The organism is Streptomyces sp. LE64 (assembly GCF_052606915.1).
Map to the genome: position 1 here is coordinate 2,412,524 of NZ_CP199708.1, position 23,268 is coordinate 2,435,791.

At 72.6% G+C, this 23,268-nt stretch carries 22 protein-coding genes; 6 read left to right on the forward strand and 16 right to left on the reverse strand.

Features of this window, described 5'->3' with window-relative positions:
* Positions 1-196: 196 nt before the first annotated feature.
* The 5 genes from ACSMX9_RS10825 to ACSMX9_RS10845 form a co-directional block, all read right to left on the reverse strand.
* A complete protein-coding gene (locus ACSMX9_RS10825; RefSeq protein WP_445401927.1) occupies positions 197-556 on the reverse strand; it encodes a DUF4229 domain-containing protein in 360 nt (119 codons plus the stop codon).
* 63 nt (positions 557-619) lie between these two features.
* Positions 620-1,192: a GNAT family N-acetyltransferase gene (locus tag ACSMX9_RS10830; protein ID WP_445401929.1), complete on the reverse strand. Its 573-nt coding sequence runs from the start codon at positions 1,190-1,192 to the stop codon at positions 620-622.
* Positions 1,193-1,364: 172 nt separating this feature from the next.
* Entirely contained in the window at positions 1,365-2,528 is a 1,164-nt protein-coding gene (gene mqnE, locus ACSMX9_RS10835; RefSeq protein WP_351246657.1) for an aminofutalosine synthase MqnE, read from the reverse strand.
* 84 nt (positions 2,529-2,612) lie between these two features.
* Positions 2,613-3,068 carry an Lrp/AsnC family transcriptional regulator gene (locus ACSMX9_RS10840; RefSeq protein WP_351246659.1) on the reverse strand — a complete coding sequence of 152 codons (456 nt, stop codon included), beginning with the start codon at positions 3,066-3,068 and terminating at the stop codon, positions 2,613-2,615.
* A 139-nt stretch (positions 3,069-3,207) separates the two neighbouring features.
* Positions 3,208-3,900: a UbiX family flavin prenyltransferase gene (locus ACSMX9_RS10845; protein WP_445401931.1), complete on the reverse strand. Its 693-nt coding sequence runs from the start codon at positions 3,898-3,900 to the stop codon at positions 3,208-3,210.
* A gap of 215 nt (positions 3,901-4,115) precedes the next feature.
* Between ACSMX9_RS10845 and ACSMX9_RS10850 the strand changes: the two genes are divergently transcribed.
* A complete protein-coding gene (locus tag ACSMX9_RS10850) occupies positions 4,116-4,703 on the forward strand; it encodes a rhomboid family intramembrane serine protease (RefSeq protein WP_445401933.1) in 588 nt (195 codons plus the stop codon).
* 11 nt (positions 4,704-4,714) lie between these two features.
* Here the strand turns inward: ACSMX9_RS10850 and mqnP are convergent, their stop codons facing one another.
* On the reverse strand, positions 4,715-5,632 hold the full coding sequence (gene mqnP, locus ACSMX9_RS10855; protein WP_445401935.1) for a menaquinone biosynthesis prenyltransferase MqnP: 918 nt from the start codon (positions 5,630-5,632) through the stop codon (positions 4,715-4,717).
* A 40-nt stretch (positions 5,633-5,672) separates the two neighbouring features.
* Complete coding sequence (locus ACSMX9_RS10860) at positions 5,673-7,124, reverse strand: menaquinone biosynthesis decarboxylase (protein WP_445401937.1); 1,452 nt, start codon at positions 7,122-7,124, stop codon at positions 5,673-5,675.
* Positions 7,125-7,211: 87 nt separating this feature from the next.
* Here ACSMX9_RS10860 and ACSMX9_RS10865 point away from each other — a divergent pair, with 87 nt between their 5' ends.
* Positions 7,212-7,586 (forward strand): PLD nuclease N-terminal domain-containing protein, encoded by a 375-nt coding sequence (locus tag ACSMX9_RS10865; protein WP_445401939.1) that lies wholly within the window; start codon positions 7,212-7,214, stop codon positions 7,584-7,586.
* A gap of 96 nt (positions 7,587-7,682) precedes the next feature.
* Here ACSMX9_RS10865 and ACSMX9_RS10870 read toward each other — a convergent pair whose 3' ends face one another.
* From ACSMX9_RS10870 to hemL, 9 genes are all read right to left on the reverse strand, one after another.
* Complete coding sequence (locus tag ACSMX9_RS10870; protein WP_445401941.1) at positions 7,683-8,624, reverse strand: CU044_5270 family protein; 942 nt, start codon at positions 8,622-8,624, stop codon at positions 7,683-7,685.
* Entirely contained in the window at positions 8,621-9,268 is a 648-nt protein-coding gene (locus ACSMX9_RS10875; RefSeq protein WP_445401943.1) for an RNA polymerase sigma factor, read from the reverse strand. The genes ACSMX9_RS10870 and ACSMX9_RS10875 overlap by 4 nt, the downstream gene beginning before the upstream one ends.
* Before the next feature lie 102 nt (positions 9,269-9,370).
* A complete protein-coding gene (gene ccsB / locus ACSMX9_RS10880) occupies positions 9,371-10,381 on the reverse strand; it encodes a c-type cytochrome biogenesis protein CcsB (RefSeq protein ID WP_445402953.1) in 1,011 nt (336 codons plus the stop codon).
* Positions 10,382-10,440: 59 nt separating this feature from the next.
* On the reverse strand, positions 10,441-12,159 hold the full coding sequence (gene resB, locus ACSMX9_RS10885; RefSeq protein WP_445401945.1) for a cytochrome c biogenesis protein ResB: 1,719 nt from the start codon (positions 12,157-12,159) through the stop codon (positions 10,441-10,443).
* A 4-nt stretch (positions 12,160-12,163) separates the two neighbouring features.
* On the reverse strand, positions 12,164-12,886 hold the full coding sequence (locus tag ACSMX9_RS10890; protein WP_445402954.1) for a cytochrome c biogenesis CcdA family protein: 723 nt from the start codon (positions 12,884-12,886) through the stop codon (positions 12,164-12,166).
* 67 nt (positions 12,887-12,953) lie between these two features.
* Complete coding sequence (locus ACSMX9_RS10895) at positions 12,954-13,649, reverse strand: TlpA family protein disulfide reductase (RefSeq protein WP_351246698.1); 696 nt, start codon at positions 13,647-13,649, stop codon at positions 12,954-12,956.
* A gap of 143 nt (positions 13,650-13,792) precedes the next feature.
* Positions 13,793-15,073 carry a hypothetical protein gene (locus ACSMX9_RS10900; protein ID WP_445401947.1) on the reverse strand — a complete coding sequence of 427 codons (1,281 nt, stop codon included), beginning with the start codon at positions 15,071-15,073 and terminating at the stop codon, positions 13,793-13,795.
* Positions 15,074-15,372: 299 nt separating this feature from the next.
* Positions 15,373-16,053 (reverse strand): histidine phosphatase family protein, encoded by a 681-nt coding sequence (locus ACSMX9_RS10905; protein WP_445401949.1) that lies wholly within the window; start codon positions 16,051-16,053, stop codon positions 15,373-15,375.
* On the reverse strand, positions 16,050-17,390 hold the full coding sequence (gene hemL / locus ACSMX9_RS10910; protein ID WP_351246704.1) for a glutamate-1-semialdehyde 2,1-aminomutase: 1,341 nt from the start codon (positions 17,388-17,390) through the stop codon (positions 16,050-16,052). The genes ACSMX9_RS10905 and hemL overlap by 4 nt, the downstream gene beginning before the upstream one ends.
* A gap of 997 nt (positions 17,391-18,387) precedes the next feature.
* On the opposite strand from hemL, the gene ACSMX9_RS10915 reads away from it, so the two are divergent.
* The 4 genes from ACSMX9_RS10915 (at position 18,388) to ACSMX9_RS10930 (ending at position 23,188) form a co-directional block, all read left to right on the forward strand.
* A complete protein-coding gene (locus tag ACSMX9_RS10915) occupies positions 18,388-19,014 on the forward strand; it encodes a hypothetical protein (protein WP_351246706.1) in 627 nt (208 codons plus the stop codon).
* A gap of 254 nt (positions 19,015-19,268) precedes the next feature.
* Positions 19,269-20,009: a Crp/Fnr family transcriptional regulator gene (locus ACSMX9_RS10920; RefSeq protein WP_445401950.1), complete on the forward strand. Its 741-nt coding sequence runs from the start codon at positions 19,269-19,271 to the stop codon at positions 20,007-20,009.
* Positions 20,010-20,180: 171 nt separating this feature from the next.
* Positions 20,181-20,945 carry a hypothetical protein gene (locus tag ACSMX9_RS10925; RefSeq protein ID WP_445401952.1) on the forward strand — a complete coding sequence of 255 codons (765 nt, stop codon included), beginning with the start codon at positions 20,181-20,183 and terminating at the stop codon, positions 20,943-20,945.
* The gene (locus ACSMX9_RS10930) at positions 20,942-23,188 is read left to right on the forward strand and encodes a hypothetical protein (RefSeq protein ID WP_445401954.1); all 2,247 of its coding nucleotides are present in this window, start codon (positions 20,942-20,944) and stop codon (positions 23,186-23,188) included. Before ACSMX9_RS10925 ends, ACSMX9_RS10930 begins: the two co-directional genes overlap by 4 nt.
* Positions 23,189-23,268: the final 80 nt, after the last annotated feature.

The window sequence follows — 23,268 nt, forward strand, 5'->3', positions numbered from 1 at the left end:
CCACTTTGACCCCGGAGCGGGGCGGCGCGCTCTCGGTTCCATGCCTTGATGGTCCCCAACACCCCGTGCACGCACACCACATGGAACCGGCCGGCCCCACGCGTTCGACGAGGGGCCGGCCGGTTCGCCGGAGCGTTCTGAGACGTACTTCACGCCCTGCCGGGGCAGGGACCGGGTGGAATTGACCGGCCCGGGATCAACCCTGGGTCGGCGTGGTGGGGGTGTGGGCGCGGGCGCGGCCACCGGTCGTCCTGGTCGCGGGCTGGGCGGCGGGCGCCTCGGCGGCGTCGAGGAGGTGGTCCTCCTGGCTCGCGGACTTGGCGAACCCGACCTTGGCACGGTCGACGCGGGTGACGATGTTCTCGGAGGCCGCGTCCCGCTGCTTGCGCAGGGCGACGAAGCTGATCGGCGCGGAGATCACCAGGGCGAGCAGCAGGACCCACAGGCCGTTGGAGTCGCCGAGCCCGCGCGGGAGCAGGCCCGCGTAGACGAGGGCCCAGACGGCCGCGAAGCAGCCCACGAAGATCGCCAGGCGCAGCAGTGTGTAGCGGAGCATGATCCGACTCTTCCGTTCCGACAATGGGCGCATATCAGTGAAGCACCTCGTGCGGCGCGTCCCTCAGCCGGGTCGCCCGGCGGTCTCCGGGAGGCCCTCGCGGGAACCCGACCGGCGCAGCGGAAGCAGCATGAGGACCTCGTCGCGGTCGTCCCCGGGGGCGACCCGGACGGCGGCGGGGACGCGGCCCACCTCCCGGTAGCCGCAGGAGGCGTAGAAGCGTTCGAGGCCGAGGCCGCCGCGGCAGCTGAGCCGGACGGCTTCGATGCCGGGGGTGTCGCGGGCGAGGTCGGCGGCGGCGGCCATGAGGTCGCGCCCGCGGCCCCCGCCCTGGAGCTTGGGGTGGACCATCACCGTGTAGAGCGAGGCCCAGTGGGCGGTCAGCGGGTGGGAGTCGAGGGAGAGGAAGGCGGTGGCGGCCGGGCGGCCGTGTTCGTCGCGGCCGAGCAGCAGTCGGGTGCGGCCTTCGGCGAGCGCGGCGGCGTAGGCGTCCACCGCGGGCCGGATCTGGGCGGCGGCCACGGGGGCGAGGAAGCCGACCGCGCCGCCGGCGTTGGTCACGTCCACCCACAGGTCCACCAGGGCGTCGGCCAGGGCGTCGTCCATGGCCGGATCACGCTCAAAGGTAAGGGTCATTCATGAATCTTACTTATTACTCCCAGCGGGGTTCGCCCACCGCCGGGGGCGCCTCGGACGGCCGGCGAACGGGCGCGGCCCCCGACGCTCGACTGCGCACGGGGGCCGCGGAGCCCGACCGCCCCGAACCGGCGGGACGGGAACGGGAACGGAAACGGGACGGGGACGGGACTCAGACCCGCATCGGCTGCGGGGACTCCCGGCGCCCCGCGTCCGGGCCGTCGTACTCGCGGATGACCTCGTAGCGGGTGTTGCGCTCCACCGGGCGGAAGCCGGCGTCCCGGATCAGCTCCAGCAGGTCCTCGCGGGTCAGCTTGTTCGGCGTGCCGAAGTCGTCGGCGTCATGGGTGATCTTGTACTCGACGACCGAGCCGTCCATGTCGTCGGCGCCGTGCTGGAGGGCGAGCTGGGCGGTGTGCAGGCCGTGCATCACCCAGAAGACCTTCACGTGCGGGACGTTGTCGAAGAGCAGCCGGGAGACCGCGAAGGTCTTCAGTGCCTCGGCGCCGGTGGCCATCGTGGTCCGCTCCTGGAGCCGGTTGCGGACCTTGCCGTCCTTCACGTCCACGAAGTCGTGCTGGTAGCGCAGCGGGATGAAGACCTGGAAACCGCCGGTCTCGTCCTGGAGTTCGCGCAGCCGCAGCACGTGGTCCACCCGGTGCCGGGGCTCCTCGATGTGGCCGTACAGCATCGTGGCGGGGGTCTTCAGACCCTTCTCGTGGGCCAGCCGGTGGATGCGGGACCAGTCCTCCCAGTGGGTGCGGTGGTCCACGATGTGCTGGCGCACCTCCCAGTCGAAGATCTCCGCCCCGCCGCCGGTCAGCGACTCCAGGCCGGCGTCGATCAGCTCGTCCAGGATCTCGCTCGCGCTCAGCTTGGAGATCGTCTCGAAGTGGTGGATCTCCGTCGCGGTGAACGCCTTCAGCCCGACGTTCGGCAGGGCCTCCTTCAGCGCCCGCAGCGACCGCGGGTAGTACCGCCACGGCAGGCTGGGGTGCAGCCCGTTGACGATGTGGAGCTCGGTGAGGTTCTCCGACTCCATCTCCGTGGCGAGCTTCACCGCCTCCTCGATGCGCATCGTGTACGCGTCCTTCTCCCCCGGCTTGCGCTGGAAGGAGCAGTACGCGCACGAGGCGGTGCACACATTGGTCATGTTGAGGTGCCGGTTGACGTTGAAGTGGACCACGTCACCGTTCTTGCGGGTGCGCACCTCGTGCGCGAGACCGCCCAACCAGGCCAGGTCGTCGGACCCGTACAGCGCGATCCCGTCCTCGCGGGACAGCCGCTCGCCGGCGAGGACCTTCGCCTCCAGTTCACGCTTCAGTCCGACGTCCATGTCCTGCCGCCCTTGCCTCTCTCGTCCGACGGCCGTGCTCGCCACGGCCTCGACTCCCACCGGTTCACCGTAGCCGCGCGGGCCCTACAACTCCTCGGGGAGGTCCCCGGAACGGTTCTCCCACTTGGTGGAGAGCACGATGGTGGTGCGGGTGCGGGAGACCCCCTTGGTGCCGGACAGCCGGCGGATCGTCTTCTCCAGCCCGTCCACGTCACCGACCCGGACCTTCAGCATGAACGAGTCGTCGCCCGCGATGAACCAGCAGTCCTCGATCTCGTGGAGGTCCCGCAGCCGCTGCGCCACGTCCTCGTGGTCGGCCGCGTCGGAGAGCGAGATGCCGATCAGCGCGGTGACCCCGAGGCCCAGCGAGGCGGAGTCCACGGTCGCCCGGTAGCCGGTGATCACACCGGCCGCCTCCAGCCGGTTGATGCGGTCGGTCACGCTGGGACCGGAGAGTCCCACGAGGCGCCCCAGCTCGGCGTAGGAGGCCCTGCCGTTCTCGCGCAGGGCCTGGATGAGCTGCCTGTCCACAGCGTCCATAGGTCCAAAGCCTTTCATTATTCAGAAGTCCCGCGAGTTTACGTCTGGGATCGAAGGCGCGTGCGCCGGACACCCTACGATCTCGCCCCTTGGACGTCTGGTGGGGGATGCGCCCGCCCGGGGCGCGGAAGGGGGTCGTTCAGGCGGTGCCGGGGGCGGGACGGGCAGCGGCCCCCAGTTCCCCGTCCCAGCGCCGGTACAGCCGGTGCGGTACGCCCACCGCGTCCAGGGCCCGCCCGGCGACGAAGTCCACCAGGTCCTGGATGTGGCGGGCCCCGGCGTAGAAGGCGGGCGACGCCGGGAGGACCACCGCACCCGCCTCGTCCAGCGCCACCAGGTGCCGGAGCGTCTGCCCGGCCAGCGGGGTCTCGCGCACCGCGACCACCAGCGGCCGGCCCTCCTTCAGGGTGACGCTCGCGGTCCGCTGGAGCAGGTCCTTGGAGAGCCCCAGGGCCACCCCTGCCACGCACGCCGTGGACGCCGGCACCACGATCATGCCGCGGGCCGGGTACGAGCCCGAGGACGGACCGGCCGCGAGGTCCCCGGCCGCCCAGTACCGCACGTCGTCCAGGGGCGGCGGCGCGAAGGCGTCGGGGCTGCCGTCCGCACCGCGCGCCAACCACCGGGTGAGGTCGTCGCGCCAGTGGGCGTCCCGGAAGGAGAGGCCCGTCTCGTCGAGCAGGGTCAGCCGCGAGGCCCGCGACACCACGAGGTCGACGCTCTCGCCCGCCGCGAGCAGCGCCCGCAGCACGGACGCCGCGTACGGCGTGCCCGACGCGCCCGACACCCCCACGATCCAGGGGCGCCGGCTGCTCTTCTCTGGCTGCTCCACACCGTCGAGCCTATCCGGCGGCCCTCCGGCCGCCCGCGCCCGGTGGGCTCACGCCGCGGGAACCGGGAACGCACGGCCCGCCCGGGGCGTTGCACGTGCACGGACGCGCCCGGCGGGGCAGCCTCCGAGGGGCCGCGCACCGGGGGACGGCACGACGGTCCACGGGAGCCGAGCGGCCGAACGACGACCGGAAAGCACGGGGAGGAGTCGTACGCATGGCCGTCGACACGCCCAAGACCGAACCGGCGTACGCCGGTGCACTGCCCGCCGCCAAGCTGATGCTGTGGTGGGTGGCCTTCCTGTGGGTGCTGGAGGCCGTGGACACGGCCCTCGGTCACTCCCTGGACTCCTACGGCATCACCCCGCGGATCGGGGGCGAACTGCGGGACGTGGTCCCGGCGGCGTTCCTGCACGCCGGCTGGGACCACCTCGCCTCGAACACGGTCCCGCTGCTGGTCCTCGGCTTCCTCACCGCCGCCGCGGGGCTGCGCACCTTCCTCGGGGTGGTCCTGACGATCATCGTGGTCAGCGGGCTGGGGGTGTGGCTGGCCTCCCCGCCGAACACGGTCACCCTCGGCGCCTCGGGCGTGGTCTTCGGCCTGCTGGGCTACCTGCTGGTGCGCGGGCTGGTCGACCGCCGGCTGTGGGACCTGGCGATCGGCGTGGTGGTCGCGGTGCTGTACGGCTCGCTGCTGTGGGGCGTGCTGCCCACCGACTCCGGGGTCAGCTGGCAGGGCCACCTGTTCGGGCTGGTCGGCGGCGTCCTCGCGGCCTTCCTCTTCCGCCGCAGCCGCGCCGCCTGACCCCTCCCCTCTTACGGGGTGAGCCCACGCACCACCAGGTCGAGCAGGGCGAAGCCGAAGAGGGCGATGCCGATGATCCCGTTGACCGTGAAGAACGCCCGGTTCAGCCGGGACAGGTCGTGCGGGCGGACCACTTGGTGCTCGTAGCCGAAGGCGACCACGACCAGCAGCAGGCCCAGCCAGAGGAAGGGGCCGCCGTCGACGAGGACCGCGTACCAGGCGAACAGGGCCGTGGTCACCGCGTGGCAGACCCGGGCGCCCCAGAGCGCGGCGGGCACCCCGAAGCGGGCCGGGAAGGACAGCACGCCCTGCTCCCGGTCCGACTCCACGTCCTGGCAGGCGTAGATCAGGTCGAAGCCGCCGATCCAGATGCCGACGGCCAGGCCCAGCACCACCGCGTCCCAGGACCAGGCCCCGGTGACGGCGAGCCAGGCGCCGATCGGGCCCATCGCCTGCGCCAGGCCCAGGATGGCGTGCGGGAAGTGGGTGAACCGCTTGCCGTACGGATAGACCACCATCGGCACCACGGCGACCGGGGCCAGCGCCAGGCAGAGCGGGTTGAGCAGGGCCGCCGCGCCGAGGAACACCACCAGCGCGACGGCCGCACCGGTCCACGCGGAGCGCACCGACACCGCGCCGGTCACCAGTTCGCGGCCGGCGGTGCGCGGATTGCGGGCGTCGACCTCGCGGTCGATGATCCGGTTGGCGGCCATCGCGAAGGTCCGCAGCCCCACCATCGCCAGCGTGATCAGCAGCAGCGTCAGCCACTGCACGCCCTCGCCCTGCTGGTACATCGCGGTCAGCGCCGCCATGTACGCGAACGGCAGCGCGAAGACCGAGTGCTCGATCATCACCAACCGCAGGAACGCCCGGACCCGACCGACCTCCGCGGGCCCGCGCCCGTCGAGGACGCCTCCGGCCGCCGACATCAGCGGTCCCCGCCCGGGCCGGGGGTGCGCACGGGGGTGCTCACAGCCCGTACTCCTTCCAACGGCGGTCGACCTTGGCCGCGGTCTCCGGGTCGGAGGAGACCATCTCGGGCCAGCCGCCGTCGCGGGTGTACCCCTCCTCGGGGAGCTTGCGGGTGGCGTCCAACCCCAGCTTGCCGCCCCAGAACTTCTGGTAGGAGGCGTGGTCGAGGTGGTCGACGGGGCCCTCCACCAGGCTGATGTCCCGGGAGTAGTCGACGTTGCCCAGCGCCCGCCAGGCGACCTGCTCCAGGTCGTGGACGTCGCAGTCGGCGTCGACCACCACGATCAGCTTGGTCAGCGACATCATGTGGGCGCCCCAGATGGCGTGCATGACCTTCTGCGCGTGCTTCGGGTACTTCTTGTCGATCGCGACGATCGCGCAGTTGTGGAAGACGCCCGCCTCCGGCAGGTGGTAGTCCACGATGTCCGGCACGACGATCTTCAGCAACGGCAGGAAGAACCGCTCGGTGGCCCGGCCCAGCGGACCGTCCTCGGTCGGCGGGCGGCCCACCACGATCGACTGGAGCAGCGGGCGCCTGCGCATGGTGACGCAGTCGATGGTGAGGGCCGGGAAGTCCTCCTGGGGAGTGTAGAACCCGGTGTGGTCGCCGAAGGGGCCCTCCGGCAGCATCCGCCCCGGCTCCAGCCAGCCCTCCAGCACCACCTCCGCCTGCGCGGGCACCTGGAGCGGCACCGTCTTGCAGTCGACCATCTCCACCCGCTTGCCCTGGAGGAACCCGGCCAGCAGGTACTCGTCGATGTCGCCGGGCAGCGGCGCGGAGGAGGCGTACGTCACGGCCGGCGGACAGCCGAAGGCGATGGCCACGGGCAGCCGTTCGCCGCGCCGGGCGGCCACCTGGTAGTGGTTGCGGCTGTCCTTGTGGATCTGCCAGTGCATGCCGATGGTGCGCTTGTCGTGCCGCTGGAGCCGGTACAGACCCAGGTTGCGCACCCCGGTCTCGGGGTCCTTGGTGTGGGTGAGGCCCAGGTTGAAGAAGGAGCCGCCGTCCTTCGGCCAGGTGAACAGGGCCGGCAGGGCGTCGAGGTCCACCTCGTCGCCGTGCAGCACGACCTCCTGGACGGGCCCCTCCTTGACCTTCCGCGGCGGCACGTGGGTCATCGCGCCCAGCTTGCCGAACGCCTCCCGCACCCCGACGAACCCGTTGGGCAACTCGGGCTTCAGCAGCCCGCCGATCTTCTCGGTGATCTCCGTGTACGACTTCAGCCCCAGGGCCTTCAGCAGCCGGCGGTCCGTCCCGAAGACGTTCATCGCCAGCGGCATCGCCGAGCCCTTGACGTTCTCGAAGAGCAGGGCCGGGCCCTGGGCCTTCTGCACCCGGTCGACGATCTCGCCGACCTCCAGGTACGGATCGACCTCCGCCTTGATCCTCTTGAGATCGCCTTCGCGTTCGAGCGCCCTGAGCAGAGACCGGAGATCGTCGTAAGCCATGCTGTCCAGTATCCGGTACCGGTTACCCTGGCCCCGTCACCGGGGCCGTTACCACGGCCCTCCGCCGCTCGATGAGGATTTCGCCACATGCTCAGGTACCTGCCGTTCCTCCTCGTCCTGGCGCTGTGGATCTACGCGTTCATCGACTGCCTGAACACGCCGGAGGAAGAGGTCAAGCACCTCCCCAAGGTGGCCTGGGTGATCATCGTGCTGCTCTTCGGTCAGGTGCTCATCGGCCCGATCGCCTGGTTCGCGGCGGGCAAGGTCCGCAAGGGCGCGGGCGCCGGCGGCGGGCCGGGCCTGCGGGGGCGCGGCGGCCGCCCGCAGTGGGTGGCGCCCGACGACAACCCCGAGTTCCTCAAATCCCTCGGCGAGGAGAACCGCCGCCGGGCCGCCCAGGAGCCCACCACCGACGAGGACACCCAGGACCCGGACGGCGACGCCCCCGGCAAGGGCAAGTAACCGCGCGGCCCCGGCGGGGCCGGACGGGGGTTCGGGGCCGCTCGCATCGGCTCCGAACCCCCTTCCGACCGACCGCCGGGGGACTCCCCTCAGGGGTCAGGGGCGCTGCTCCACCTTGTCGACGACCTCCCGGTCGAGGACCGCGGCGGTGCCCGTCACATCGCCCTCCTCCAGCCCGTCCTCCGTCTCGCGGGTGGCCACCACGCGCTCGCCCAGGTACTCGAAGGTCTTCGGGTTGAAGATCAGCTGGGTCTGGAGGCCGTGCTCGTCCTCCCGGCTCACCGCGACGCCGGTGCGGCCCGCGGCGTCCTTGACGCCCTTGACCACCTCGACGGCCGGCAGCTTGGCGGCGGCCCGGTAGAGCGCGGCGCCCTGCGCCGGCGGCACCAGGGACTCGCGCACCAGGTCGCCGAAGGTGATGAACGCCTGGTGGTCCTTCTGGTTGTCGCCCTGCCGGTTCTTGTAGAGCCACTTCAGCATGGCCTCGGGGTCGGTCGGCAGGGTCGTCAGGTTGCGGTAGCTGGTGTTGGTGGCCAGGCCCGGCTTCTCTGCCTCCAACTCGGTGCGGCCGTTGCGGTTGTCCTCGACCAGCAGCCCGGGCCGCTTGCCGTCGACGGAGAACCACACCTCGCGGTCGTGCACCGGGTCCAGCTTCGGCTTCGACAGCTCCTGGTCCGAGGCGGTCAGCTGCTGCGAGGAGTAGGCCACCTTGCTCTTGACGTACACGTACTGGTCGTCGCGGATCTCCGGGGCGTCCCGCTTGGCGGTCGCCAGGGCGATGTCCTCCAGCAGCGCCACCGCCTCGTCGGAGGTGTGCTTCACCGCGGTGTTCCGCTCGGCACCGGACGGCAGCGCCACCAGCACCCCACCGGCGACGGCGGCGGCGGCCGCACCGACCAGCACCGGTCGCAGCCAGGGGCGACGGGCACGGGCGGTGCGCTCGGCGCGCGGGGTTTCCTGCCGGATCTCGGTCATCAGATGCTCCTTGAGGAGTCGGTGACGGCCCGGCGGAAGGTCCTTCTCGGGAAGTTCGCTCATCGGTTCCCCTCCTGGGTGGGCCCGGCCGCGGAGACGCGGCCACCTCTCATCTGTCCGTGGCGCACGAGGGGTTCCCGCAGTGCGGGAACTTCCGCGCGGACCTCGCCGACCGCCGCGGCGAGCTTCTTGCGGGCCCGCGACAGCCGGGACCGCACGGTCCCCACCGGCACCCCGAGGGCGGCAGCGGCGGAGGCGTAGTCGAGGCCCGACCACACGCACAGCGCCAGCACCTCCCGCTCCGCGCGGCGCAGCTTGGCGAGGGCGGCCCGCACCAGCGCGAGTTGCCGGGCGTCGTCGATGCGGTCGGCCAGTTCGTCGGCGAAGTCGGGCACCGCCTCGGCGCGCGGCAGCCGGGCGACGGCCGCCGCGTGCCGGCGGGCGGTGCGCCGGGTGTTGCGGGTGACGTTGGTGGCGACGCCCAGCAGCCAGGGCCGCAGGGAGCCGCCTTCGGGGTCGATCTTGGAGCGCAGTCGCCAAGCCTCCAGGAAGGTCAGTGAGACGACGTCCTCGGCCGAGGCCCAGTTGCCCGTCAGCCGGAACCCGTGGTTGTAGACGGAGCGGGCGTACGCGTCGAAGAGTTCGCCGAAGGCATCGGCGTCCCCCTCCCGTACGCGGGCCCGCAGCCGCCGCGTGTTGGTGTCCACGTCCCCTCACCTGTCCGGGCGTCGGCCCCGGGTTCCCGCACGGACGGGGCCGGCCCCGTGACCTGGGTCACGGGGCCGGCTCCGGGTGATGCGTCAGGCGGGTCAGACGCCCGAGTACGAGTGCTTGCTGGTGACGAAGATGTTGACGCCGTAGTAGTTGAACAGCCAGCAGCCGAAGGCGATCAGCGCCAGGTAGGCGGCCTTGCGGCCCTTCCAGCCGGCGGTGGCCCGGGCGTGCAGGTAGCAGGCGTAGGCGACCCAGGTGATGAAGGCCCAGGTCTCCTTGGGGTCCCAGCCCCAGTAGCGGCCCCAGGAGTCACCGGCCCAGATGGCGCCGGCGATGATGGTGAACGTCCAGAGCGGGAAGACGGCCGCGTTGATCCGGTAGGCGAACTTGTCGAGGGAGGCGGAGGCGGGCAGCCGCTCCAGCACCGACCGGGCGAAGGCGCCGGGCTGGCCGCCGAGGGCGACCTTGTTCTCGTACGAGTCGCGGACGAGGTACAGGACCGTCGTCACGGCGCCCAGGTAGAACACGGCGCCGCAGAGGATGGCGGTGGAGACGTGGATCCACATCCAGTACGACTGGAGGGCGGGCACCAGCTGCGCGCTCTCGGTGTACAGGACGGTGACGGCCACCCCGAGGTCCAGCAGGACGACCGTGGTCAGCGGCAGTCCGATCCAGCGCACCTTCTGCCGCGCGAGCAGGAACGCCAGGTACACCCCGGTGGCCACGCAGGAGAACGTCACGTTGAACTCGTACATGTTGCCCCAGGGGGCGCGCTGCACGGAGAGGGCGCGGGTGACCACGCCGGCCGCGTGCACCAGGAACCCGACGATGCTGAGCGCGATCGCGATCCGCCCGTAGAGGTCGCCCTTGTACGTGCCGCCCGCGGCGCCCGGGCCGTCGGGCACGTCGCGGGTGCCGGCGGCTACCCGGGTGACGACCTTCGGCCGCTCCAGGGTCGTGGTGGTGCCGGCGGACTTCACGGTGACGGCGGGGGCGGCGGAGCGCGCCGTGGTGGTGAGCGAGGCGGCGGTGCGGCCGACCTTGCTGCGACTGCCGAAGATCCACTCGGCGATGTAGGTGAGGAAGGCCAGGGTGTAGACGGCCATCGCCGAGTACACCAGCACGTTGCTGGTGCTGGCGAGGTCGTGGTTGGTCGCGGCGAGGATCACGGGTTGGCCCCTTCGGCAGGATCGGCGGGGGAGGTGGCGGAGGCGTCGGCTGGGGGGTCGGTGCGTTCGGGGGCGGTGGGCGCGCGGTCGTGCAGCGCCCCGGTGAGTTCGGCGAGTTCCTCGGGGACCTTCGCGGACTCACTGCGACCGAGCCCGGCCAGTTCCACCACGGTCACCCCGTCCGGGCCGGTGGCGGCCCGCACCCAGACCCGGCGGCGCTGGATGAACAGCGAGCCGGCGAGGCCGACGATCGCGGCGATGGAGCCGCCGAGGGCCCAGCCGCTGCCGGGCTCCCGGGTGATCTGGAACCCGGCCCACTCCTGGATCTCCTCCTCGAAGGTGATCGAGCCGGCGCCGCCGGGGAGCTTCATGGTCTCGCCGGGCCGCAGCATCTGCTTGAACAACTCGCCGTTCTCGTCCTTGAACTCCTTCATCTTCTTCTTGTTCAGCTGGTAGACGCTCTGCGGGATGCCCGAGTCGACGCCGAGGGAGCCGTGGTAGGCGGAGAGGGCCATCACCGGGTAGTCCAGGGCCGGGAACTGGGAGACCATCTGGCCCATGCCGGCGCCGGCGAAGGTCGGCACGAAGAAGGCGTTGAAGCCGAGCTGTTCCTTGTCGCCCTTCTTGTTCCGGTAGCCGTCCATCACCTTGATGGCGCCGGAGGAGGTGACGTTGGCGTCCAGCGGCAGCAGCGGCACCGGCTCCCGGAAGACGACCTTGCCCTTCGGATCGCGCACCGTCACCACGGGCGCGTAGCCGTGGCTGACCAGGTACACCTTGGCGCCGTCGATCTCCAGCGGCTTGTTGACCTTGATGGTCGCCTTCTTCTCGGGCCCGTCGGCGCCCTCGCTGTAGACCACGTCCGCCTTGAAGGTGGTCGGGGTGCCGCGGGTGGGGCCGGTGCGCTCGTAGGTGCCCTCGAACTTCTCGAACCGGAAGCTGAAGGGCGTCAGGTCGTCCGGGACGAAGAGGTTGCCGGACTTGAAGTCGTCGTAGTGGAGGATCGTGTTGGAGAACCCGCCGCCCGGCACGATCAGCTTGTTGCCCTCGTAGCGCAGCAGCTGGCCGGCGCCGAAGGCCACCAGCATCACGATCAGCGACACGTGGAAGACCAGGTTGCCGGCCTCGCGCAGATAGCCCTTCTCGGCGGCGACGGCGTCTCCGACGAGGTGGGCCCGGAACCGGCGCTTCTTCAGCAGCGCCAGCGCCAGCGCGCGGACCTCCTCCGGGTCGGTCTCGGTGCGCCAGGTGGCGTACGCCGGCAGCCGGGTGAGGCGCTTGGGCGCGCCCGGCGGGCGGCTGCGGAGCTGGCCGACGAACTGCCAGGTGCGCGGGACGATGCAGCCGATCAGCGAGACGAACAGCAGGATGTAGATCGCGGAGAACCACACCGAGCCGTACACGTTGAACAGGCCCACCGCGTCGTAGAAGGACGCGAGGTTCGGGCTCTCCTTGCGGAGGTCGTCGATCCGGAAGTCGTCGGTGCCGCGCTGCGGGATCAACGAGCCGGGGATGGCGGCCAGCGACAGCAGCAGGAGCAGCAGCAGCGCCACCCGCATCGAGGTCAGCTGGCGCCAGAACCAGCGGGCCCAGCCGATCACCCCGAGCGCGGGGAGGTTGGGCGCCTCCTCCCGGGGGGCCGTGCTGAGCTGCGCGCCGGCGGCGTGGAGGTCGTCGCCTCCGGGCGCCTCGGGCTTGGCCTTGGTGTCACTCATCCGTTCAGATCCCCACCGTGAAGCCGTCCGACCACACCTGCATCTGCTGGATCATGAGGTTCCAGACGCCCGTCAGCATCAGCAGACCGGTCACGATCATCATTACGCCGCCGATCCGCATCACCCAGACGTAGTGCCGCTTGACCCAGTCGAAGGCGCCCATCGCCTTGCGGAAGGCCACGGCGGCGAGGACGAGGGGCAGCCCGAGTCCGAGACAGTACGCGACGGTCAGGACGGCACCGCGGCCGGCGCTGCCCTGTTGGAGGGAGAGCGTGGTGACGGCGGACAGTGCCGGTCCCATGCAGGGCGTCCAGCCGACGCCGAACATCGCGCCCAGCAGGGGGGCGCCGGCGAGCCCGGCGGCGGGCTTGCGGTGGAAGCGGAACTCGCGCCGGGTCAGCCAGGGCATGCCGCCCATGAAGAAGAAGCCCATCAGCACCATGACGGCGCCGAGGATCCGGTTGATGACCTCCTGTTGGGCCTGGAGGTCCTGGCCGAAGTACCCGAACAGGGCCCCGCCGGAGACGAACACCGCGGTGAAGCCCAGCACGAACAGCGAGGCCCCGGCGACCATCCGGCCGCGCTTGGCCTCGGCCAGGTCGGTGCCGCCGATGCCGGTGACGTAGCTGAGGTAGCCGGGGACCAGCGGGAGCACGCAGGGCGAGAAGAACGAGACCAGCCCGGCGAGCAGGGCGATCGGCAGGGCGAGCAGCAGGGCGCCGCTCATGACGGTCTGGTTGGGGTCCGCGATCTCCACGGCGAGGAGGGGACCCGTGGCGAAGGAGGTCACCGGGTCACTTCTTCTCCGCGAGCACGGGGTCGATCATCTTCCGCAGCTTCTCCTCGCTGAGCGGGGTGAGCGCACGGGCGGCGACCCGGCCCTCCCGGTCGAGCACCAGCGTGGAGGGGATGGCCTGCGGGTTGAGGGTGCCCTTGGGGAAGCGGAGCATCAGCTTGCCCATCGGGTCGTACAGGCTCGGGTAGGTGACGCCGAAGCTCTCCTCGAACGCCTTCGCCGGGGCCTGGCTGGTGTCACGGGTGTTGATGCCGACGAACTCGACGCCCTGGGACTTGGTCTCCTTGGACACCTTCTGGAAGGAGGGTGCCTCCGCCCGGCAGGGCGGGCACCAGGAGCCCCAGACGTTGAGGACGACGACCTTGCCCCGGTGGTCGGCGAGGTCGAGCCGCTCGCCCTCCAGGGTCTCGCCGTCGATCTTCGGGGCGGGCCCGCGCTCGTCGGCGGCCAGGGTGGCGATGCCGTCCTTTCCGGCCACGAAGTTGGTGCCGCCGGCCCCTCCCGCGGTGCCGCCGGAGGAGCAGGCGGTGAGCAGCAGGGCGGCGGAGGCGGTGACGGCGGTGAGCGCCGCGGCCCGGCCGCGGCGCCCGCCCGTGCCTCGGACGGCGGCCCCGGAGCGACGACGGCGAACGCCCGGGAAGGGGGTGCGGGGTGCTGCGGCTGGGCTCTGCGGGGCACGGCGGACGGCACTCATGTGAAAAGTTTCGCATGCCCGATTCGGGGATCTTCCGCACCCCCCTGGAGGGGTCGAACGCCCATGTCGGACGGGGTGCGGGGAAGGTCGACCGCCCTGCTCGGCGGGGGTTTTCGGCCCCCGCGCGGAACCCGTCCGACCGGTCAGCGGCCGGTGCCGGGCGTCCGAGTGGCGGAGGGGGTGGCGGGTGTTCCCGCCAGGTGGGTGCGCCAGCCGCCGGCGGGCTGCTGGCCCACCTCCAGGGCGCGCAGCCGGTCGAGGACGGCGGGCGGCTGGACGTCCAGCCAGTCCACGAGTTGCCGGAAGGAGACCAGGCGCACGTCCTTGCGGCCGGCGATGCGCTTCACCGCGTTCTCGACGGCGTCCATGTAGATGCCGCCGTTCCACTGCTCGAAGTGGTTGCCGATGAACAGGGGCGCGCGGTTGGTCTCGTAGGCGCGGCGGAAGCCGGCGAGGAAGGCGTCGGTGGCCTGTTCGCGCCAGCGGGCGCGGTGCCGGACGGGGCCGTTGGTGGCGTTGCCGGACTGGTTGACCATGAGGTTGTAGTCCATGGAGAGGACCTCGAACCCGCGCCCGGGGAAGGGGATCGCCTGGAGCGGCAGGTCCCACAGGCCGCCCCGCTTGTCCGGCCAGCGCTGGGTGCCGCCCGGGGAGGAGGAGTCGTAGCGCCAGCCCAGTGCGCGGGCGGTGGGCAGCAGGGCGTCCCGGCCGAGCAGGCACGGGGTGCGGGAGCCGACCAGTTCCTTCTCGTAGTCGAAGGGCAGCGGGGGTATGTCGTCCCAGCCGGTGTGGGTGCGCCACCGGGTGACGAAGTCCTTGGCCTGTCGGATCTCGCTGCGCCACTGGGCCGGGGTCCAGTGGGCGACGGAGCCCCGGCCGGCGCAGAAGTGGCCGTTGAAGTGGGTGCCTATCTCGTGGCCCTCGCGCCAGGCCCGGTCGACGTACTTCAGCGTCAGCCGGATGTTCTCGTCCTTCAGGTATCCGATGTCGGAGGCCCCGACGGCGTTGTTCGGCGGCTTGTACAAACGTTTCTTCGCTTCCGGCAGCAGATAGATCCCGGAGAGGAAGAAGGTCATGTGCGCATCGTGCTCGCGGGCGAGGTCGAGGAAGCGCGGAAAGAGTCCGTTGCCCACTTCGCCGGCCCCGTCCCAGGAGAAGACCACGAACTGCGGCGGGGTCTGGCCGGGTTCCAGGGGAACGGGCGCGGGCGGCTGGTGCGGCTGCTTTCCGGTGTACGAGGTGGAACCGTCACCGATGGTCCGGGCCGGTCGGGCGGCGGGGCGGCTCTTCGTCGGCCCGGGTTCCCTCCCCCCGCGGTCGGCGGCGGCGGCCGCCTTCCCGTCGGTGCTGCATCCCGCGAGCCCGAAGGCCGCGAGCGCCCCCGCTCCCACTCCCATGGCCCGTCGTCGGTCGAGGTCCCGCATGAAATCCCCTGAGATCGTTTAGCGTCCCCCAAAGACGCATTCCTTTTGTTCGGACGCTTCTTGAGAGCGCACAACGAACCCAGGGGTTCCATTTCTGACTATTTCTCGATCACTTCTTTACCGTGCGCGTCAGGCTCCCTCAAAGAAACGATCATTCGCCCGAGGTTCGCCCGCCACCCGGGACGGTCCTGACGGAGTACCGGGCACCTGCCGAAAGACGCTCCGAGCCGACGTCGGAACGGGTGGTCTCCGACCGTTCGGGCCGGGCCGGCCCGAACGGTCGGAGACCACCCGCGGGCCTACGCCCCGAACGCCTTCGCCGAGCCCTTGACCTTCTTGGCACCCGCCAGCAGGTGCGGCGGCACCAGGTCCCGGGCCGGCTCGGAGTAGCCCACCGAGACGATCCGGTCGCCCTCGTAGGTGAAGCTGGTCAGCGAGGCCAGGGTGCACTGCCGGCGCCGCGGGTCGTGCCACAGGTGCCGCCGCTCCAGGTAGCTGCGCACGATCCAGATCGGCAACTGGTGGCTGACCAGCACCGCCTCGTGCCCCCGCGCGGCCTCCTTCGCCGCGTCCATCGCCCGCATCATCCGCACCACCTGGTCGATGTACGACTCGCCCCAGGAGGGGCGGAAGGGGTTCACCAGGTGCCGCCAGTTCCCCGGCCGGCGCAGCGCCCCGTCGCCCACGCCGAAGGTCTTCCCCTGGAAGACGTTGCCCGCCTCGATCAGCCGGGCGTCACTGCCCACGTCCAGCCCGTGGGCCTTGGCGACCGGCTCCGCGGTCTCCTGGGCCCGCTCCAACGGCGAGGCCGCGACATGGGCGACGTCCCGGTCCGCGAGGTGCTCGGCGACCCGGTCGGCCATCCGCCGACCCAGCTCGGACAGGTGGTACCCGGGCAGTCGGCCGTACAGGATGCCCTCCGGGTTCGCCACCTCCCCGTGCCGCACCAGGTGGACGACCGTGCGGTCCGACCCGCTCATGCCGCGCCCCCCGCCTGCTGCGGGGCGACGGCCCGGGCCGCGGCGCGGGCGGCGGCCGGCAGCGCGGCGGCGATCCGCTCGATGGCACGGTCGTCGTGGGCCGTGGAGACGAACCACGACTCGAAGGCGGACGGCGGCAGGTACACCCCGTGCGCGAGCATCGCGTGGAAGAACGCGGTGAAGCGGAACGCCTCCTGCCGCTTGGCCTCGGCGAAGTCGTGGACCTCGTCCTCGGTGAAGAAGACGGAGAACATGTTGGAGGCGCTCTGCACCCGGTGCACCACGCCCTCCTTGGCGAGCGCCTCGGAGACCAGGGTCCGCACCTGGTCGGCGACCCGGTCCACGGTCGCGTAGGCGGCCTCGTCCAGCAGCCGCAGCTGGGCCAGCCCGGCGGCCGTGGCCACCGGGTTCCCGGACAGGGTGCCGGCCTGGTAGACCGGCCCGGCCGGGGCCAGCGCGGCCATGACGTCCGCCCGGCCGCCGAAGGCCGCGGCGGGGAAGCCGCCGCCCATGACCTTGCCGAAGGTCATCAGGTCCGGCGCCACCCCGTCCACCCCGAACCACCCGGCGCGGGAGGTGCGGAAGCCGGTCATCACCTCGTCCGAGACGTACAGCGCGCCGTTCGCCCGGCACAGCTCCCGCAGCCCGGCGTTGAAGCCCTCGCGGGGCGGGACCACGCCCATGTTGCCGGGGGACGCCTCGGTGATGACGCAGGCGATCTCCCCGGGGTGCGCGGCGAAGGCGGCCCGGACGGCGTCGAGGTCGTTGTACGGCAGGACGAGGGTCTCCCCGGCCTGAGCGCCGGTGACGCCGGGGGTGTCGGGCAGGGCGAAGGTCGCCACCCCCGATCCGGCGGCGGCGAGCAGCGCGTCCACGTGACCGTGGTAGCAGCCGGCGAACTTGACCACCTTGGCCCGGCCGGTGAAGCCGCGGGCCAGCCGGATGGCCGACATGGTGGCCTCCGTGCCGCTGGACACCAGCCGCACCTGGTCCACCGGGGCCACCCGGGCCACGATCTCCTCGGCCAGCGCCACCTCGCCCTCGCCGGGCGTCCCGAAGGAGGTGCCGCGCACCACGGCCTCCTGCACGGCGGCGACGACCTCCGGACGGGCGTGCCCGAGGATCATGGGCCCCCAGGAACACACCAGGTCCACGTACTCGCGGCCGTCCGCGTCGGTCAGGTACGGGCCGCTGCCGGAGACCATGAACCGGGGCGTTCCGCCCACGGCGCGGAAGGCACGCACGGGGGAGTTCACTCCCCCCGGCGTCACCTGTGCCGCGCGGTCGAAGAGCGACTGCGAGACGGGGGCTTCATACCGATAGGGTTGTTGACTCATAACCTGCGGTTCCCTAGGGCCGAATGGGGTGGACGTCCCCCAGAGTAGAAGAAAGCCCCCGCCCCCTTCTCCGCGGGCGCCGCCGGACGGGCACCCCGTGCCCGCCTTGACGGCATCAGCCCCGGAACCCGTTTCCGGGCGACCGCGCCGGGGCCGCGCCCCCGCTCCGGGCCCGGGGCGGATCCCCGCCCCGCAAACCGGCGGGCCGGTTCACCCGGTCGACGAAACCGCCGCCCGTCGAAGCACCGCGTGCCCCTTGCACCCAGTCGCCCGGCGGGTTTCCGTGCGCACCGCGGAAACGGCGGGGGAATTCGCGAGGCCAACACCCCCGCGGCAACCGCACTTCCGGTACCGGATGGACGTTCTGTTTATGCTTCGACACACGGCGCCGGAACCGATGCGTGCACCCACCACCGTACGGCGCACGGAACTCGGAATAACGGCCCGACCGGCCGTCGCGCCCGTTCTCCTCGCCCCGCACCACCCCGTCCCGGACCCAGGACCGTACGGCAGGACGCGGTGAAAGCCCCGCACAACGGACCGCCGCGGCTCCGTGCCCGCGGCGCGCCCGGCACCGCGCGCCCTCCCGGGGCGTCCGCCGGAATGGCCGGTGCACGCACCCGGCACTTTCCCGGGTCCCGGCCCGTACGGCATTTTCCGGTGGAACTCCACCCCGCGCTTTCCGGTCGACCTTCGTCCTTATCCCGATTGGGCTTTGCCCCTCCGGTATATCCTGCGGTCACCCGGAGTACGGTCGCGACCCGCTCCGGGCGACCCACCCCCTGGGCCGAGTCCAAGATCCGTAGACTACCCGGGCAGCCCGAAGCCGTGCATGATACGGAGAGCTCGCACAGCCGCGGTGACAGAGGCTTCCGACGTCCCGCGTCAGGGTGTTTCACCACACGTTTCGGCGCGTGGGCGCGGGGGAGGTCACTGACACGATGATCGGGTTGCGCGGTGCGGACCGCGCGCCTCGGAAAAGCAGTCGGGTGGAGATATGCATCGCGGTGGCGGACTGGGCGAGGGGACCGGCGACGTGGGCCCCCGGCGTGCCCGGCGGGGAAGGCACCGGCGCGAGGCGGAAGCGGCGGAGACGGCGGGAGCGCACCACCTCCCGGGCGGGACGCACGTTCCGCGGGGGCGGGGCGGCACGGATCGGGAGCACACGGGAAGCGGGAGCGGGCGGATGGGGGTGACCTACAAGTACTTCGGGGCGCCCGACGGGGCCACCGCTGCCCGGGTGCCGATCTCGATGCGCCCCGAGGAACTCGGCGGCGACGAGCTGGGCATGGGCGGCATGTTCACCCGGATCAAGCCGGAGACGATGGCCGCGATGGTCCTCACCGGCATCCAGGGCATACCCCTGCACAAGGTCCCGCCGCTCGAACTCGTCGTCCTCCACCCCGACTACGCCGTCGTCAAGCTGCCCATGACGGTCGTCGACCCGCTGCGCGGCGTGGGCGAGGAAGCGGTGGGCGCAGCGGCGTTCATATGGTCCACGGTCCCCGACCGCGGCGGCCCCCGCGACGCCTTCAACGTCTACCAGCTGCTGCACGAGTGGCAGGACTTCTCGCACCGCCTGCACGAGGCCGGACACCAGCCGTACTGCCTGGTGTGGCCCTGAGCGGGCGTCGACCGCGGTGAGGGGCGGGGCCTTCGGGCTCCGCCCTCGTCGTATCTGCGGACCCGGGCCCGGACGCCAGGTGTCACCTCTCGTACCCATGACGTTGCCGGTTGTCAGGGCCATGGGTAAGAATCGAGACACGTGAGGGGGCCCGCACCGCGGACGATGCCACCCGCCGTCCGTGCACCGCCGGGGAGGTCCCGCGCGCCGGAGGGCGACGGCGGCGACGGGCTCCGCCGGAGGAAGGACACCCCGTGGCCAGCAGCGCCGACAAGGCGAGGAGAGCGGCCCCCCGCCCGTCGACGCAGCCGGTCCCGGTGCTGACCGACGACCGCGTCCCCTACCTCGCGCGGCTGCCGGACGAGGCCGCCGCGGCCCTGGTCGAGGCCGGGTCCGCACTGCGGTACCCGGCGCGCACCGTCGTCCTCATGAAGGGCGAACCCTCCTCGCACGTCCTGCTGATCCTGGAGGGTTGGCTGAAGGTGACCGACGACTCCCCCGACGGCCACGAGGCGCTGCTGGCGCTGCGCGGGCCGGGCGACGTCATCGGGGAGAGCGCCGCCCTGGAGGGCACCTCCCGGTCCGCGTCGGTGACCGCCCTGGAACCGGTGCGCGCGGTGGTCGTGCCGGCCGACCGGTTCACCGCCTTCCTGGACCGGTACCCGGTCGCGGCACGCCAGTTGATGGCCGTGGTCACCGACCGGATGCGGGCCGCGGACCGCAAGCGGCTGGAACTCGCGGCCAGCGGCGTCAAGGAGCGGCTGGCCCGGCTGCTGCTGGAGCTGGCCCAGTACCACGGGGAACCCGTCGAGGAGGGCGTCCTCGTCAAAGTGCCGCTCACCCAGCAGGAGTTGGCCGGGGCGGTGGGTTCGTCCCGGGAGTCGGTCACCCGGCTCCTGCGCGAACTGCGGGAACGCGGCTGCATCAGCACCCGCCGGCAGTCCCTGGTGGTGATCAGGCCGGAGGTGCTGCGGCGGATCGGCGGCTCTGCGTAATCCGTCACATCCCCCGTGCGGCAACGGTCCTCCCGCATCCGCCGCCACGGGTGAATCCTGGTGGTGGGGGTGGATGCGGGACCGCCCGGGGGTTGCGGTCCGGCGTCCGCCCCCCACCCCGCACCCCGTCCGGCCCGGCGGGTCCGGTCAGGCGCTTCCGAGGAGACACTCATGGCGGAACCCAGCAACAAGACGATCCTGCTCACCGACGTGGAGGGCTCGGGGCGGCGGCTCGACAGCGAACGGCCGGTCATGCGCCGCATGCTCTACACCGTCCTGCACGAGACCCTGCTGGCCGCCGGCGTCGAGGCGGGCCGTTACCGCTGCGAGGACCGCGGTGACGGCGTCTTCGTCCTGGTCGACCCGGACCTGCCCAAGCCGCCGCTGCTGCGGGCCCTGCTGTCGGTGACCACGGAGCGGTTGGTCAGCATCAACCGGCTGGCCGCCGCGGGGGCCGGGCTCAGGCTGCGGATGGTCGTCCACGCGGGCGAGGTGGCCCTGGACGAGTACGGGGCCGCCGGCGCGGACGTCGACCACGCCTTCCGGCTGCTGGAAGCACCCTCGCTGCGCGCCGAGTTGGCCGCGACGACCGAGCCGAGCGTGCTGTGCGTGTCCGACGCGGTGTACCGGGGCGTGGTGCACCACGCCCACCCGGGCGTCCGCCGGGAGCACTTCCACCCCTTGGCGGTGGACAGCAAGGAGGGCCCGTTGCGGGGCTGGTACCACGACGCCTCGCGCCGGCACCGCGCCGAGGACGCCCGGTCGGCGCCGGCCGCGGACGCGCCGGCCGCCCCGGCCCCGGTGCTGCGGGCGCACACCGGCAACTTCTTCCTCGGCACCGCCACCATCGCCGGGGACGCCGTGGCGGGCGACAAGCACGTGGGCGTCCGCACCGCGCCGCGCCCGCGCCGCGAGCAGGAGGGGACGGGTCGGTGAAGCAGCACCCGGACCCGGCCGAGCGGCCCGCAGAGGCGGGCCCCGGGTCGACCGAGGAGCAGGACCGGGGCGCCGCGGACCCCGGGCGGGGCGCCGGCGAGCGTCCCCCGACGCCGCCCGCGGACGAGGAGCCGGCGCCGGAGGCGTGGGAGGCCGTCGAGCAGCTCTTCGCCCTCGCGCCGCACCTGCGCTCGGGGCGCGCCAACGTCATGGGCGACACCCGGGTCTCCGGTGACGTCGTCGCCGGGGACAAGCGCGTCGACCTGCACCTGCACGAAGGGGCTCCGCCCCGGTTGCACGCGGTCGGCCCCCTGCCGCCCGCCGAACTGGACCACGTGGCCGAGACCTTCGTCCCGGGCCCGCGCCACCGGGAGCTGTGCGCCCTGCTCACCGCCGGACGCGTTCTGGTGCTGCGCGGACGGACCGGCACCGGGCGCCGGACCGCCGCCCTCGCCCTGCTGCTGGAGGTCGGCGACCGGGACGGCGACACCATCGCCCTGGACCCGGGCACCGAGCCCGCGGACTTCGCCGAGCAGGTGCGGCCCGGCGGCACCCACGTGGTGGTGGACCCGGTCACCAGCCGGGACGGCCCGCTGCGCGACGTCCATCTGAACGCCGTCCGGCAACGGCTCGGCGAGGACGGGCTGTTCGTGGTCGTCACCACGCACGGCACCGCCACCCAGGAGGTGACGGCGCACGACTGGGAGCCGCCCGCGGCCCGGGACATCGCCCGGGCCCATCTGCGGCACGCCCTGCGCCTGCCGTCCCCCGCGGACGAGGAGGCCGAGCTCCACCGGCTCCTCGAACTCGCCCCGTCCACCCGCTACTTGGGGTCCGGGCCGGCGCCCTCCGACACGGTGGGGTTCGCCCGGCTGCTGGCCCGGCACGCCGAGGGCCACTGCGGTACGGAGGAACTCGACCGCTACGGCGACGCGCTGGCCGCGGAGGTCACCGGCGGCTGGTTCGACGAGAGCACCGGGTCGAGCGGGGTGAGCCTGCGCGACAAGGCGTTCCTCATCTCGCTCGCCGTCTTCGACGGGATGTCCTATCCGCTGGTGGCCGAACTCGGGGACCGCCTGCACCTGCTGCTGCACGCCGTCGAGGACCCCGAACGGAGCGCGGGACAAGCGGTCTTCGGCTCCTCCCTCGCCGAACGCCTGGTGCTGGCCCGGGCCGTGGAGTACGAGGACGAGGTCGACACCCCCTGGGGCCGGATGCCCGAGCGGGCCGTGGCCTTCCGCAACGCATCGGCCTGGCGGGCCGTGCTCGGGCACGTCTGGCACGACCACCCCGCCGTGCGCAGGCCCCTGTCGGCGTGGCTGGAGACGCTGGTCGCGGACCACCGGATCGCGGTGCGGCTGAGGGCCGCGGTGGCCACCGGGGTCCTGGCGGCCACCGACTTCGGCTACGCCTTCGGCCACTACCTGGACCCCTGGGCCGCCGCGCCGGAGGCAGCCCGACGACAGCTCGCCGCCTGGGCGCTGTACACGGCGGCCGAGCACGGCACGGACACGGCGGTGCGACGGCTGCTGTCCCTGTGGAGCCGGCGCCACGACCCGGCCCGCCGGTGGACGGCCGCCCGCACCTACGCCCTGCTGGGCAGCGCCACCGCCACCAGCGCCCTGCGGGACGTGGAGCTGATGGCCTCGACCGGCCCGGAGCCCGAACCGGTGCTGCGGGCCGCCCTGGAACAGGCCCTGGAGGCACTCCTCCAGGGACCGGCGGCGGTGACCGTCCTGGAGCGCCTGGTGCAGTGGCTGGAACCGCGTGGCCCCCTGTTCGACCTGGCCGCGGCGGGCTTCCTCCGCAGTGCCCGCCGGCGGCACTGGGCCGAGGACTCCGGGGCCACCGCATGGCCGCGGCTGCTGTGGCTGGCGCACCGGGACGACCGGGCCCGGCGGTGCGTGGTCGCGCTGTGGCGGGCCCTGCTGGGCGACCGGGCCACCCGGGACCCGGCCCGGGACGAACTGGCGCGGTGGGTCCGCGCCGCGGAGCGGGCGTCGGCACGGCCGCCGTGGCGCACCGCACCCGAGGACACCGGGCCGACCCCCGGGTGGGAGCCGGAGCCGGCGCCCGAGGAGCGGGTGTCGGACGTCGAAGCGGCCCTGGCCGACCTGCTCCCGCTGCTGGTCGGGACGGAGAACGACCGGGCGCGGTTGGACTACCTGCTGCGCCGGCACCCCGACCTGGAGGACGCCGCGGGCCCCACCACCACCCGGCTGCGGGCCGCCCTCGCCGACTGACCCCCGGGCCGCGCCCTCCCCGCGGGGCCGCGCCCGCACCATCCGATCCCCGCACTCCACCGCCGCGGGCGGTGTCCCGA